Annotated in this window: 11 protein-coding genes and 1 riboswitch; of the genes, 3 read left to right on the top strand and 8 right to left on the bottom strand. The window is 69.3% G+C overall.

What is annotated here, in order from left to right; translation table 11 throughout:
- Positions 1-24: 24 nt before the first annotated feature.
- A complete protein-coding gene (locus tag RJ1_RS10515; protein WP_073359894.1) occupies positions 25-492 on the top strand; it encodes a tRNA (cytidine(34)-2'-O)-methyltransferase in 468 nt (155 codons plus the stop codon).
- Here the strand turns inward: RJ1_RS10515 and RJ1_RS10510 are convergent.
- Positions 473-1,411: a LysR family transcriptional regulator gene (locus RJ1_RS10510; RefSeq protein WP_073359873.1), complete on the bottom strand. Its 939-nt coding sequence runs from the start codon at positions 1,409-1,411 to the stop codon at positions 473-475. The genes RJ1_RS10515 and RJ1_RS10510 overlap by 20 nt on opposite strands.
- Before the next feature lie 89 nt (positions 1,412-1,500).
- Here RJ1_RS10510 and RJ1_RS10505 point away from each other — a divergent pair, with 89 nt between their 5' ends.
- A complete protein-coding gene (locus RJ1_RS10505) occupies positions 1,501-2,544 on the top strand; it encodes a TDT family transporter (protein ID WP_073359872.1) in 1,044 nt (347 codons plus the stop codon).
- Positions 2,545-2,551: 7 nt separating this feature from the next.
- Here the strand turns inward: RJ1_RS10505 and RJ1_RS10500 are convergent, their stop codons facing one another.
- The 7 genes from RJ1_RS10500 to RJ1_RS10470 form a co-directional block, all read right to left on the bottom strand.
- Positions 2,552-2,860 carry a rhodanese-like domain-containing protein gene (locus RJ1_RS10500; RefSeq protein ID WP_073359871.1) on the bottom strand — a complete coding sequence of 103 codons (309 nt, stop codon included), beginning with the start codon at positions 2,858-2,860 and terminating at the stop codon, positions 2,552-2,554.
- A complete protein-coding gene (locus RJ1_RS10495; RefSeq protein ID WP_073359870.1) occupies positions 2,857-3,756 on the bottom strand; it encodes a DUF4349 domain-containing protein in 900 nt (299 codons plus the stop codon). Before RJ1_RS10495 ends, RJ1_RS10500 begins: the two co-directional genes overlap by 4 nt.
- Before the next feature lie 23 nt (positions 3,757-3,779).
- Entirely contained in the window at positions 3,780-7,034 is a 3,255-nt protein-coding gene (locus tag RJ1_RS10490; RefSeq protein ID WP_073359869.1) for an error-prone DNA polymerase, read from the bottom strand.
- A gap of 133 nt (positions 7,035-7,167) precedes the next feature.
- A complete protein-coding gene (locus RJ1_RS10485) occupies positions 7,168-7,911 on the bottom strand; it encodes a (2Fe-2S)-binding protein (protein ID WP_073359868.1) in 744 nt (247 codons plus the stop codon).
- Positions 7,904-8,680 (bottom strand): ABC transporter ATP-binding protein, encoded by a 777-nt coding sequence (locus tag RJ1_RS10480; protein WP_073359867.1) that lies wholly within the window; start codon positions 8,678-8,680, stop codon positions 7,904-7,906. The genes RJ1_RS10485 and RJ1_RS10480 overlap by 8 nt, the downstream gene beginning before the upstream one ends.
- A complete protein-coding gene (locus RJ1_RS10475; protein ID WP_073359866.1) occupies positions 8,677-9,765 on the bottom strand; it encodes a FecCD family ABC transporter permease in 1,089 nt (362 codons plus the stop codon). The genes RJ1_RS10480 and RJ1_RS10475 overlap by 4 nt, the downstream gene beginning before the upstream one ends.
- Entirely contained in the window at positions 9,762-10,757 is a 996-nt protein-coding gene (locus RJ1_RS10470; RefSeq protein ID WP_073359865.1) for an ABC transporter substrate-binding protein, read from the bottom strand. The genes RJ1_RS10475 and RJ1_RS10470 overlap by 4 nt, the downstream gene beginning before the upstream one ends.
- A 97-nt stretch (positions 10,758-10,854) precedes the next feature.
- Positions 10,855-10,994, bottom strand: a riboswitch (cobalamin riboswitch).
- Between the two features lie 94 nt (positions 10,995-11,088).
- Here RJ1_RS10470 and RJ1_RS10465 point away from each other — a divergent pair.
- Positions 11,089-13,209, top strand: coding sequence for an MMPL family transporter (locus RJ1_RS10465; RefSeq protein WP_073359864.1), 2,121 nt, complete (start codon positions 11,089-11,091; stop codon positions 13,207-13,209).
- Positions 13,210-13,233 lie beyond the last annotated feature (24 nt).

Here is a 13,233-nt window from a genome sequence, read left to right as displayed (position 1 = left end):
GACGTGTGGCCCTAAGCTGTGCGGGTGTTCCGAGTGATGTTCCACGAACCCCGAATCCCACCCAACACCGGCAACGCCATCCGCATGGTGGCGGGCACCGGTTGCGAACTGCACCTGGTGGGTCCGCTCGGATTCGACCTGTCCGAGCCGAAACTCAAACGGGCCGGGCTCGACTACCACGACCTCGCGTCGGTGACCGTGCACGAGAACTTGGAGGCCGCCTGGGCGGCGGTCGAACCCGCGCGGGTGTTCGCCTTCACCGCGCACGCCACCGTGTCGTACGCCGACATCGCCTACCAGCCGGGCGACGTCCTGCTGTTCGGCCCGGAACCCACCGGACTGTCGGCGGAGGTGCTGGCCGATCCGCACGTCACGGAACGGCTCCGCATCCCGATGCTGCCCGGCCGGCGTTCACTGAACCTGTCCAACGCCGCCGCCCTCGTCACCTACGAGGCGTGGCGCCAGCACGGATTCAGCGGGGCTGCGCTGTAACCCCGGCACCCGCCGCCGCGACGCCGGCGGCCGCGCCGAGGGCGATGTCCAGGAAGTCCCGCGCCGCGCCCTGCACGCCGCGCACCGGATCCCACACGGCGGACAGCCGACGCGGAAGGGTCAGCCCCTCCACCTGGACGGAGGCCAGCCGGCCGTCCGTCAGGTCGGCCGCGACCGCCAACGACGACAGCACCGCCGGCGCGTTGCCCGCGACGACCGCGGCCTTCACCGCCGTGCACGACGTCAACTCCAGCAACGGCGGGACGCACTGCGGCACCGCGTTCTCCAGGGTGGTGCGCGTTCCGGAACCGGACTCGCGCTGGATCATCGGCGTCGCGGCGAGTTCGGACACGGGAATCGGCGACCGGCGGACCCACTCGTGCTCCGGCGGCACCACGACCACCAGGTGGTCGCGGCCGATCTCCCGCACCTGCAGTCCCGCCGGAATGTCCGGGCCTTCGACGAATCCGAGATCCGCCTCACCGGACAGCACCCGGGCGGTGACCTCGGACGAATTGAGCAGGCGCACGTTGGTCACCACGTTCGGGTACTTGCGCCGCATCGCGACGGTCCAACCGGGAACGAGGTACTCCGCGATCGTCATGCTGGCCGCCACCGTCAACCCGGCCTGCCGCTCTCCGCGCAGGGCCGCGACCCCCGACGCCAGTTCCTCGGCCGTGGCGAGGATGTGGCTCGCCCATTCGAGGATCAGGGCGCCCTCGGACGTGGGTCGGACCCCGCTGGCGCCGCGGCTGAACACCTTGATGCCGAATTGGCGCTCGGCCGAACGCACACGTGCGCTGACGGCTTGCTGGCTGAGCCCGTGTTCACGGCCCGCCGCACCCATGCTTCCGAGCCGCTCGACGGACAGCAGGACGTCGAGGGCACTGAGTTCGGGAACACGGGGAGACAGCGGCACAACCCAAGGCTAGTCCCACAAACGCGATTTGTGGGCATTCAACGACAAGCCTTCTACCGGCCACGACGAGGTGACGGCAGGCTGCTGGTATGACCCCGAATTGGTTCGCAGCAGTGATGGGCACCGGCATCGTCGCAGTCGTCGCCGCGGCATTTCCCGCCGAGGTTCTCGTCGCCCATACGGTGTCCGAGATCTTCTGGCTGATCGCCGTGACGCTGCTCGTCGGGCTGACGACCGCACTGGCGCGGCACTGGATCCGTCGCCGCGACGACGCCCTCGCCGACGCCCGGAGCCACACGATGTTCCCGTTCTACGGGGCCGTGGCGATGGCCCTGCTGACGGTCGGTGCCGCCACCGGGTCGGCGGGTCACGAACTTCTCGGCGGCGTCGCCGTCCCCGTCTCGGCCACCCTGTGGACGATCGGGACCGTCCTCGGACTCGTCACCTACGTCGTCATGGCACGCCGGCTGACCCGGCCCCACCAGGTGACCCCGGTGCCGTCCTGGCTCATGCCCGTCGTGCCGCCGATGGTGTCGGCCGCCACCGGGGCCGCGCTGGTCCGGCATCTTCCGGAAGGCGCTCCGCGGATCGCGCTGCTCGTGGTCTGCTACGCACTGTTCGCGCTGGCGCTGAGCGCCGCGCTGGCCGTCGCCGCCGTCGTCGGGAGCCACCTGGTGCGCAACGGCCTCCCCGACCTCCCGCTCCTCCCCACGCTGTGGATTCCGCTCGGCGTCATCGGGCAGTCGGTGGCCGCGATCAACCTGCTCGGCGCCGCCTCCCGCCACGCCTGGCTGCATTCGGTGGGCGTGGTCTACGGGACCACGGTCGGCGCGATCGGAGTCCTCGCCCTCGCGGCCCTCGTCGCGATGACCGCCACCGCGTTTCGGCGCGGCCTGACCTTCGCGCCGAGCTGGTGGAGTTTCACGTTCCCCGTCGGCACCTGCGCGCTGGGCGCGAACTCGCTGGGCGTCGCATTGGATTCGGTCGTCGTCGTCGGTGCAGGCGTCACCCTGTGGTGCGCTCTGCTCCTGATCTGGGGCACCGTTGCGGCCAACACGCTGCGGCACGCCGCCGGCCTGGTGGGCGAGCGTGTCGCCCGGAACCGGGTCGACGCCTACAGCGTCACGCGCTGACGACGAGTCAGGCGCCCGACTCCACTGGGCGCCCGGACTGCATCCACGCAGACGTCCCGCCCGCGACCGACACGGCGTTGATTCCCCGCGCGTTCAGGTACTCCGCGGCCTGCAGGCTCCGGCCACCCACCGCGCAGATGACGTAGACGACCTCGGCGTCCGGGATCTCGTCCACGCGCGCGACGAACTCACTGAGCGGAATCAGCGTCACACCCGGCACCCGCGCCTGCGCGTACTCGTCGGCCTCGCGCACGTCGATGACGGGCGCACCCGACGCCAATGCGCCGTCCAGGGCATTCAGGTCGACTTCGATCATTGCGTCTTCGCCTCTTCTCGTTCCGCCGCCGGGCCCGACGGCGGGCCGGGCGGCCTGTTGGACATCCGGCGCAGACGGTACGCGCCGTACCCGATCAGCGCGATGACGGCCACGAATCCGAACCAGGGAATGAGCGCCCCCACGACGACGGCGGCGCCCTTGATCGCGGACAGCAGGGCATTCCAGCCGGCGACGATTCCTTCCCAGAAGGTGTCCGGGCCGGGGCTCGGCTGAGCGGCATCCGTGGCGGTGACGTCGATCGTGAGCGTGGCCAGTGCCACCTGGTCGCTCAGCGACCGCTTCTGGGCGGTCAGACTGTCGAGTTCCCCCTGACGTTCCGACAACGCACGCTCGGCCTCGATCAGATCCGCGGTGTTCGCCGCCGACGTGATGAGTGCCTGCAACCGGGTGACGGACGCCGTCAGCGCGCCGATCCGGGCGTCGAGATCCTGCGACTGCATCGTCACGTCGCTCTTCGTGACGCTGACGCTCGTGACCTTGCCCAGCTCCCGCAGATCGTCCAACGTCGTGGTGAGCGAATCGGCGGGCACCCGGATGGTCAGGGAACTGCTCGCATCCTGGTGGTCGGAGCCGGGCTGCTCGGTGAGCTGGTCGACGCGTCCGCCCAGGTCGTCGACCTTGTCCACGATCTGCCTGCCGACGGCCACCGGGTCGTCGGCGGTGATCGCGACCTGGCCGGTGACGATCTCCTGACGGCCGGTGGGCGCCTGGTCTTTCGCGGGTTGCTGCACCGCGCCGCCGATTTCCATCTGACTCGCATCCCCGGGCGAGGGGGCGGGAGTCGGTTGGGAGGAGGAGGAGTCGCTGCCGGAACCACCACACCCCGCGAGCGCCAGCGAAGCCACGACGATCGCCGACAAGACGTATCTCCTCATGTCCGAATGCTAGCGGTGCGAGCTCACCTGAAGTCCCGGGATGTGGCGGACACCCGCAAATCCATCAGCTGCAGCCGATCCGCCACCACCGTCACCGCGCCCTCCGCGTTCTGCACCTTGCCGCGCACCAGCAACGCGGGCGCCGTGTTGGCCAGCTTGCGGTATTTCGCCCAGAGACCCACCGAGCACACCACGTTGACCATCCCGGTCTCGTCCTCGAGGTTGATGAACGTGACCCCCGCCGCCGTCGCCGGACGCTGCCGGTGCGTCACCGCCCCACCCACCAGGACCCGGTCGCCGTCGGGGACCTCGAGCAGGTGCGCCGCCGGGACCACCCCGAGTGCGTCGAGTTGCGGGCGCAGGAACTGGGTGGGATACGTGTCCGGCGATACCCCGGTGGCCCACACGTCCGCCGCGGCCAGTTCGAGATCGCTCATCCCCGGCAGGGTCGGCGCGCGGGTGGACGCCCCGATCCCCGGCAGCCGGTCGCGGCGCTCCCCCGCCGCGGCGCCCGCGGCCCACAACGCCTCCCGCCGGGAGATCCCGAAACTGTCGAGAGCACCTGCGGTAGCCAGCGATTCAGCTTGCGCCGTGGTCAGTTCCACCCGGCCGGTGAGATCGAGGAACGACGTGAACGGCCCTCCGTCGCCGCGGGATTCGACGATCCGCTCGGCCAGTGTGGCACCGATGTGCCGCACCTCCCCGAGCCCGAGGCGCACCTCCGTCCCGCCCGCCTCGACGGTGGCGTGCGCGAGACTCGCATTGATGTCTGCACCGTGCACCTGCACCCCGTGCCTGCGGGCGTCGGCCACCAGCGACTGCGGCGAGTAGAACCCCATCGGCTGCGCCCGCAGCAGACCGGCGCAGAACGCCGCCGGGTGATGCAGCTTGAACCACGACGAATAGAACACCAGTGCGGCGAAACTCTGCGAATGACTTTCGGGGAAACCGAAATTCGCGAAGGCGTACAGCTTCTCGTAGATCCGGTCGGCCACGTCGTCGCCGATCCCGTGCAGATCCCGCATGCCCTGGTAAAGCCGCCCCCGCAACCGTTCCATCTTCTCGGGCGACCGCTTGGAACCCATCGCCCGGCGGAGCTGGTCGGCCTCGGCCGGGCTGAAACCCGCGACGTCGACCGCCATCTGCATCAACTGCTCCTGAAACAACGGCACACCCAGCGTCCGCTTCAGCGCTTTCTCCAGGGACGGGTGATCGTAGGTCACCGGTTCGAGCTTGTTGCGGCGGCGGATGTACGGGTGCACCGAACCACCCTGGATCGGACCGGGGCGGATGAGAGCCACCTCCACCACCAGGTCGTAGAAGTTCCGCGGTTTCAGCCTCGGCAGGGTGGCCATCTGCGCCCGCGACTCCACCTGGAACACCCCCACCGAATCCGCCCGCTGCAACATCTCGTAGACGGCCCCCTCGGAGAGGTCCAGCTGCGCCAGATCCACCTCGATCCCCTTGTGCTCCGCCACCAGATCGATCATGTAGTGCAGCGCCGAGAGCATGCCGAGGCCCAGCATGTCGAACTTCACCAGACCCACCGCCGCGCAATCGTCCTTGTCCCACTGCAGAACGCTGCGGTTCTCCATCCGCGCCCACTCCACCGGGCACACGTCGGCGATCGGCCGGTCGCAGATCACCATGCCACCCGAGTGGATGCCGAGGTGCCGCGGAAACCCCTCGATCTGGGCGGCCAGTTCGAGGACCGCGGGCGGAATGTCGGTGCCGGCCTCCTTCCCGATGCCGCCCCAGCGGCTGACCTGCTTGCTCCACGCGTCCTGCTGCCCCTGCGAGAACCCCAGCGCCCGGGCCATGTCCCGCACCGAGGACTTCCCGCGGTACGTGATGACGTTCGCCACCTGCGCCGCGTACTGGCGTCCGTACTTGGCGTAGACGTGCTGGATGGCCTCCTCCCGGCGATCGGATTCGATGTCGACGTCGATGTCCGGTGGGCCGTCGCGTTCGGGCGAGAGGAAGCGTTCGAACAACAGCTTGTTGCGGACCGGATCCACGTTGGTGATGCCGATGGCATAACAGACGGCGGAATTGGCCGCCGAACCCCTTCCCTGACAGAGGATGTCGTTGTTCTTGCAGAACGACACGATGTCATGGACCACCAGGAAGTAGCCCGGAAAGTTCAGCCCGGTGATGATGTCCAGTTCGTGCTCGATCTGCCGGTAGGCCTCCGGCCGGTCTGCAGGCGCCCCGTACCGGCGGCGTGCCCCGTCCATCGTGAGCTGACGCAGCCAGCTCGCCTCGGTGTGCCCGTCGGGAACGTCGAACGGTGGCAGTTGCGGTGCGATGAGCCGCAGGTCGAATGCGCACTCCAGCCCGAGTTCCGCGGCACCGCGGACGGCGTCCGGGTACGCGGCGAAGAGGTGCGCCATCTCCTCACCGGACCGCAGGTGCGCTCCACCGGCCGGCGCCAGGTGCCCGGCCGCGTCGTCGAGACTCTGACGGGCCCGGACGGCGGCCATCGCCATGGCCAGTCGCCTGCGCGGCGGCCCCGCGAAGTGCGCCGCGGTGGACGCGATCACCCGAAGTCCGTGCTGCTGTGCGAGTTCGGCGAGGCTGGCGTTGCGCTCACTGTCCTCCGCGACACCGTGATGGGTGAGTTCCACCGTGACCCGGTCGGCCCCGAACCGGTCGATCAGCTCCCGCAATCGTTCGGCCGCGGCGTCCGGGCCACCGCCGGCGAGCGCCTGACGCACGTGCCCCTTCCGGCACCCCGTCAGGATCTGCCAGTGCCCCCCGGCCGCGTCGGCGAGACGGTCGAAGTCGTAACGGAGTTTGCCTTTCTCCCCGCCCGCGAGGTGCGCCGCCGCGATCTCCCGGGAGAGACGCCGGTACCCTTCCTGGCCCCGCGCCAGCACCAGCAGATGTGCGTCGTCCAACGACAGTTCGGACCCGAACACGGTGCGCATCTTCAATTCCTTCGCCGCCTCCGCGAACCGGACCACACCGTAGAACCCGTCGTGGTCGGTGAGCGCGATGGCCTCGAGACCGAGCCGGACGGCCTCCTCCACCAACTCTTCCGGCGGGGAGGCGCCGTCGAGGAAACTGAACGCCGAATGCGCGTGGAGTTCGGCGTACGGAACGGTGGAACCGATGCGTTCCTGACCGCCCGCCCGGTACTCGCCCCTCTTGCGTGACCAGGCGGGGCTGTCGCCGCCGTCGCCCGGATACAACGACTCCGGGCTGACCCGCCCCGGCCTGCCCGACAGGACCCGCTCCATCTCGGACCACGTCGGCGGACCGTTTCCCCAACCCATCTGGCTACACCTCTTCATGCCGTGCACGTACCGTGCCGAGACCATGGAAGATGCCGCTGGGGAAGGCGCATCATTCGAACGGGAGTTCGATTGCTTCAGTCTGCCATCGCACGCCCGGACTGGTCAATGCGGGTCACATCACGAGCCCCGCGAGCCCCCGCAGCCGGTCCTCGGCAGGTCTTCTCGGACAGCTCACACACTTGCCCGAACCGGGGGTCTCGTAGATCAGGCAGCACGACGCCCGCTGCGTGAACCGGCGGGACACCGCCCCGGCCTGCACGTCGACGAACCGCGGGTCCGGCATCACCACACCGACGCGGCGGAGTGCGTCCACCAGCCCCCGGGCGAAGATACTGCCGCGTGCGCGGTCGCCGCACGCCGTTCCCGCGTCGAGTGCCCGGTTGGCGATCGAATCCGTCGTGATCGCCCACATCGCGGCCTCCCGCACCCCGGACACCGCGGCGAGAGCGTCGATGATCGGCGTCAGCGCCGCGGCCATCTCCGACGCCAGCTCGGACAGCCCCTCGGTGACCGGCAGTGCCGCCGACGCGGTCAGGCCGCCGAGGTACCCGTCTTCGCGCAGGAACACGGTGGCGTCGCGCAGCCTCGGCCGGGCGGCGAACCCCGTGACGAGGGCCGTCGCGACGGGGATCCCGGTCAGCGTCGAGCTGGCCGAGTACCACCACAGGGTGCCGTTCACCCGGGGGTCGTCGCTTCCCCACCGCCGCGCCGTATCCGCGACGCGATCCGCGAGCCAGCCCGGATCGGTCATGCGGTCGGCCGGGACGGTGACGGCGCCGGGCTGCGCGATCTGGTCGGCGATCATCGGGACGCGGCGGACGGTCAGCTCGTACGCGCGCCGCAGTTGCTCATCCATCGGCCAGCCCCAGGATCTCCATCGACAGCCTCGGTGTCGACCGCACCACGGCGCGGATGCCGAACACGTCGCCGAGCACGGCGCCGTCCAGCACGTCTGCGGGCGGGCCGGTGCTGATCACCCGACCATCGTGCATCACGGCCAGCGTGTCGCAGTACTCCACGGCAAGCCGGAGGTCGTGCATGGTCACGACGATCGCGAGGCCGTCGGCCGCGAGGCCGCGCAGCAGGTTCATCACCGTCAGCTGGTGCCGCAGGTCGAGGTGGTTGGTGGGTTCGTCGAGCAGCAGGACCCTCGGCTGCTGAGCGAGGGCCCGTGCGATCGACACCCGCTGACGTTCCCCGCCCGACAGGGCCTGCACGTCGCGACCCGCGAGTTCACTCAGCCCCACCTGCCGTACGCACGTCTCGACGATCTCACTGTCGACGCCGTTCGCCCGTTCGAACCAACCCCGGTGCGGGACGCGTCCGAGCGAAACCGATTCGCGCACGGTCAGTCCCGCGGACACCTGCGGTTCCTGGGTGCTCGCACCGATCGTGCGGGCCAGTTCCCGTCTGCCCAGGTCGGCACTGTCCGCTCCGTCGACGACGACGGCACCGGCGGTCGGGGTGAGCGCGCGGTAGCAGCAGCGAAGCGCGGTGGTCTTACCGGAACCGTTGGGTCCGACCAGCGCCAGCACCTCACCGGGACACACGGAGAAGTCGACACCGTGCAGCACTTCCCGCGATCCGAGTTCGGCGCGGATCCGGTGCAGGCTCAGTGCGGTCACTGTTCCGTCCTCCGATACTGCCGAGAGAGCATCCACACGAAGATCGGTGCTCCCACGAGTGCGGTGACGACGCCCACCGGGATCTCGATGCTCCGTGCGATCGACCGCGCGGCCGTATCCGCGCCGACCATCGCGATCGCGCCGAGGAATGCGGCGACGGGCAGCAGCCTGACCGCCCGGGCGCCCACGACGTATCCCGCGAGGTGCGGCACCAGCAGGCCGATGAAGCCGATGCCGCCCGCGACGGACACGGCGGCGCCCGCCAGCATCGACACCCCGAGCAACTGCACCACGCGGAAGCGCCGCACGTTCATGCCGAGGGCGGCGGCACCGTCGTCTCCGGCCTGCAGCAGGTCGATTCGGCTCGCGCTCAGCACCATCGCGGTCCCCACCGTCGCGAGTGCCGCGGCGGGGAAGATCATCGTCGACCAGCGCGAGTCGCCGAAGCCGCCGGCCAGCCAGTGCATCACCGAGCTGAGTTGATGCTCGTCGGCGACGACCAGGATCGAGAAGGTGATGAGGGCCGAGAACACTTGCGCCGACGCGACACCCACGAGGATGACGGCCGTCGGCTGCGGATACCGTCCGCCGATCGCCAGCGACAGGAACAGCGGCACCATCGCGCCCAGAAACGCGGCGACGGGGATGGTGAACGCGCCGAGGGCTCCGACACCGAGCCCGAGCACCGTCACCAGCACCACGCCGAAACCCGCGCCCGAGGACACGCCGAGCAGATACGGATCGGCCAGCGGATTGCGCGTCACCGCCTGCGCCACGGAGCCGGCCAGGGCCAGCGCGGCGCCGACCGTCGCCGCGGTCAGCGCCCGGGGCAGCCGCGAGTCGAGGACGATCGATTCCCGCGCCTGCGACCACCACGGCGCGAACGCGCCGGGGGCCATACGATGGGCGACGATCGCCCAGACGTCGCCGACCGGGATGCGCACCGAACCGAACGACACCGCGAGGCCGACGACGAACAGGGTTGCCAGCGCGAGCAGCACCATCAGTCCCGCGAACCCGACGCGCGCTGGGGTCGAGTGCGGCGCCCGCGACGGCGGCGCCGCACGTTCGGCGGTGACCGTCATCGCGCGCCGACGACGTCCGGATGCAGCGCACGCGCGATCGTCTCCACCGATCGCACCAGCCGCGGACTCTCGAAGAAGTCGTCGAGCGGCACCACCACGAACCGGCCGGCCTTCACCGCCGGTGTCGTCGACATGATCGGATGCGACTTCAGGAAGTCGATCTTCGCCTGCGCACTCGTCGAGCCGTAATCGAGGACGACGATCGCCTCCGGGGCACGTTCACCGATGATCTCCCAGGTCGACTTCGAATACGGCTTCTCCCCCTCGGCGAACAGGTTGGCCGCACCCGCATGGTCCGCGATGAGCTGGCCGACGCCCACACCGCCGACGGTCAGCGGGACGTCCTCGCCGGAATCGTAGAAGAACGTCGGAACCGGGGTGGTGCCCGCGATCTCGTCGCGCACCGTCTGCAGTCCGGAGGTCACCCGGTCGGTGATCGCGCGTGCCTCGTCCGGAACGGCGAGGACCTCACCGAGCTGCGTGTAATCGTTGTGCAGCAGGCCGATGTCGGGGAAACCCTGCCCGCAGTACTCGGAGAACAGGAAGGTGGGAATGCCCTGTTCACCGAGGGATTCGCGGGACCGACCCTCCTTCTCGTCGAATGCGCTCCGCATCCCGCCGACCACCAGGTCCGGGTCGAGGTCCAGGATCTGTTCCCGGGTCGGGTATTCCTTCGCGAGTTTCGGGATCTTCGCGAATTGTTCGGCGAACTCAGGCAGCGGGGTCGCGTCGCCGTACCCCGTGCCGACGATGCGATCGCCCACGCCCATCTCGATCAGCACCTCGGTGACGTGATCGTTCATGCTGACGATGCGCTGCGGGGGCGCGTCGAACGTCTCCGTTCGCGTGCAGTTGGTGATCGACACCGGTTCGGCGAACGATGCGGCGGAAGCGGTCTGCCCCACCGACTCCCCGCGCGAACATCCGGTGACCACCAGCGCGGCCACAGCGAGCGCGACCAGACCGGAACTTCTGAACAACTGACCGTGCATGTAAACCTCATTGCGGCTCAGAGCCACGAATGAGAAGTCGGCAGGCGCCCCCGCAGGCGCGCCTGCGGGACTCCGCTTCGTAGACCACGACGAAAAGGATGTCGCACACCCCACGCCGGGTGATCGGGCTCGCCACCGAAATGCTCTGGTGGCCTACCGTTGCGGGTCAGCGCCGGATTTCGACCGGCTTCCCCCTGCGTGTGGCTGCAAGTGCACTGCCGAGTATGCACGATTTGCCGGGAGCCGCGTCACACCCCCGCCGGTCGTGCACCGATCCGCACTACAGTCGGCAGTCGCAGCCGCCCGCCCTCACACCATCCGGAGTTGACGCATGACACGTTGGGCCTCGACCGTTGTTTCACGCAAATGGTGGGTCCTGACCCTCGCCGTCATCGCCGTTCTGGTGAGCGGCGCATGGGGCACCGGTGTCTTCGCGAAGCTCAGCTCGGGTGGTTTCACCGATCCCGGTAGCGAATCCGCGGAGGTGGCGCGGATAGTCCAGGACAACCTGGGACCGCAGACGCCGGACATCATCGTCATCTACACCGCACCCGACGGGAGGGCCCTGGACGACATCGGCCCCGAGGTCACCGCGAGCCTCGACCGGTTCGCCGCCGAGGTGCCGACGTATTCGGTGACGTCCTACTGGACCGCGGACGCGATGCGGAAGCAATTGATGGTGTCAGAGGACGGCACCAAGGCGTCCGCCGCGATCACCGTCGACCCCGACGCCGGAATCACGGCCGCCACGTTCAACGACCTGCTACCGAAGCTCGAGATAGAGGGCATCGACACGGAGTTCGCCGGCAATTCGGTGGTGGGGGTGGCGTTCAACAACCGGCTGCAACAGGACCTGGTGCTGGCCGAGGCGATTGCGCTCCCGATCACTCTCGTGTTGCTGGTCTTCATCTTCGGCGGTCTGGTCGCTGCGGCCGTTCCGGTGTTCGTCGGGCTGCTGTCGATCTTCAGCGCCCTGGCGACGCTGCGCCTGCTGACCCTGTTCACCGAGGTCAGTTCGTTCGCGATCAACGTGGCCTCCCTGCTCGGCCTCGGGCTGGCGATCGACTACGGCCTGTTCATCGTCGGACGCTTCCGCGAGGAACTCGAGTCCGGCGCCGACGTCGCCGAGGCCACCCGGCGCACCGTCCTGACGGCGGGCCGCACCGTGCTGTTCTCCGGCCTGCTGCTCGTGTGCGCGTTCTCGGGAATGCTCGTGTTTCCGCAGGACGTGATCAAGTCGCTCGGGTTCGGCGCGATGGCGGCGGTGGCGAGCGCGGCACTGCTGTCCCTGACCGCGGTCCCGGCGCTCCTCGCGATCCTGGGACACCGCATCAACGCGCTGAGCTGGCGGAAGGACGCGGCGCAGCGCGGTGAGGTGCGCGCCCGCAAGTTCTGGGGTTCCGTCGTCACGTGGGTGATGCGCAGGCCGGTCGCCATCGCGGTCGGGATCGTCGCGGGGCTGATGGTTCTCGCCGCGCCCCTGCTCAGCGCGTCTCTCGGTGAGGTCACGTACACGGCACTACCCGAGAACGATCCCGCCCGCATCGCGACGGACACTCTCACCACCGAATTTCCCACCACCGGAAACGGCGCCACCCTCATCCTCCGGGGAACGGACGGCGGCGCCCCGACCGCCGCCGACGGTGCGACGGTTGCGCAGGCCGCCGACCAGGTGGACGGCATCGGGGCCGCCAGTGTCGTGGCGTCGAACGGTCAACTGGTCGCCGTCCAGGCCGTGTACTCCGAGGGAGTTTCCACCGACGACCAGAGTGCCGCGGTGGAGGGACTTCGGGCCATCCCCGCGCCCGAGGGGACCGAACTCCTCGTCGGCGGCGGTCAGGCGACGGTCGACGACGGCAACGCGGCGATCGTGCACTGGATGCCGGTCATGATCGCGATCATGGTCTGTTCGACGCTCGTGCTGCTGTTCCTGGCGTTCGGCTCGGTGGTGCTGCCCATCAAGGCCGTGGCGATGGCGGGACTGAGCCTCGCCGCGACGTTCGGCGTGCTCACCTGGATCTTCGAATTGGGCCACGGTGCCGGCCTGCTCGGGGTCAGTCCGGCACCGCTCGAAGCGACGTTCGTGGTGCTCATCCTCGCCGTGGTCTTCGGTCTGTCGACCGATTACGAGGTATTCCTGATGTCGCGGATGGTCGAGGCGCACGCGGCGGGTGCGACCACGGAGGAGGCGGTGCGCTTCGGAACCGAACGCACCGGCCGGATCGTGACGGCGGCCGCACTGCTGCTCGTGGTCGTGACCGGTGCGTTCACCATCTCCGGCCTGTCGATCATGAGGTTCCTCGGGGTGGGCATGATCGTCGCCCTGCTCGTCGACGCGACGGTGGTCCGGATGCTCCTCGTTCCGTCCCTCGTGAAGTTGATGGGCGAGGCCAACTGGTGGGCTCCGGCCTGGATGAAGAAGGTGCACGCCAAGGTGGGTCTGGGTCACTAGTGCCACATCTTACTTTGGAGTAAG

This window comes from Rhodococcus jostii NBRC 16295, assembly GCF_001894825.1.
Taxonomy (GTDB): Bacteria; Actinomycetota; Actinomycetes; order Mycobacteriales; family Mycobacteriaceae; genus Rhodococcus_F; species Rhodococcus_F jostii.
Note: the sequence above shows the minus strand (reverse complement) of the source record. Positions and strands in the feature narration are given on the sequence as shown.

Coding starts and splice junctions, on each gene's coding strand:
- RJ1_RS10505 (WP_073359872.1), top strand. CDS start 1,501: ATGACCCCGAATTGGTTCGCAGCAGTGATGGGCACCGGCATCGTCGCA.
- RJ1_RS10500 (WP_073359871.1), bottom strand. CDS start 2,860: ATGATCGAAGTCGACCTGAATGCCCTGGACGGCGCATTGGCGTCGGGT.
- RJ1_RS10495 (WP_073359870.1), bottom strand. CDS start 3,756: ATGAGGAGATACGTCTTGTCGGCGATCGTCGTGGCTTCGCTGGCGCTC.
- RJ1_RS10490 (WP_073359869.1), bottom strand. CDS start 7,034: ATGGGTTGGGGAAACGGTCCGCCGACGTGGTCCGAGATGGAGCGGGTC.
- RJ1_RS10485 (WP_073359868.1), bottom strand. CDS start 7,911: ATGGATGAGCAACTGCGGCGCGCGTACGAGCTGACCGTCCGCCGCGTC.
- RJ1_RS10475 (WP_073359866.1), bottom strand. CDS start 9,765: ATGACGGTCACCGCCGAACGTGCGGCGCCGCCGTCGCGGGCGCCGCAC.
- RJ1_RS10470 (WP_073359865.1), bottom strand. CDS start 10,757: ATGCACGGTCAGTTGTTCAGAAGTTCCGGTCTGGTCGCGCTCGCTGTG.
- RJ1_RS10465 (WP_073359864.1), top strand. CDS start 11,089: ATGACACGTTGGGCCTCGACCGTTGTTTCACGCAAATGGTGGGTCCTG.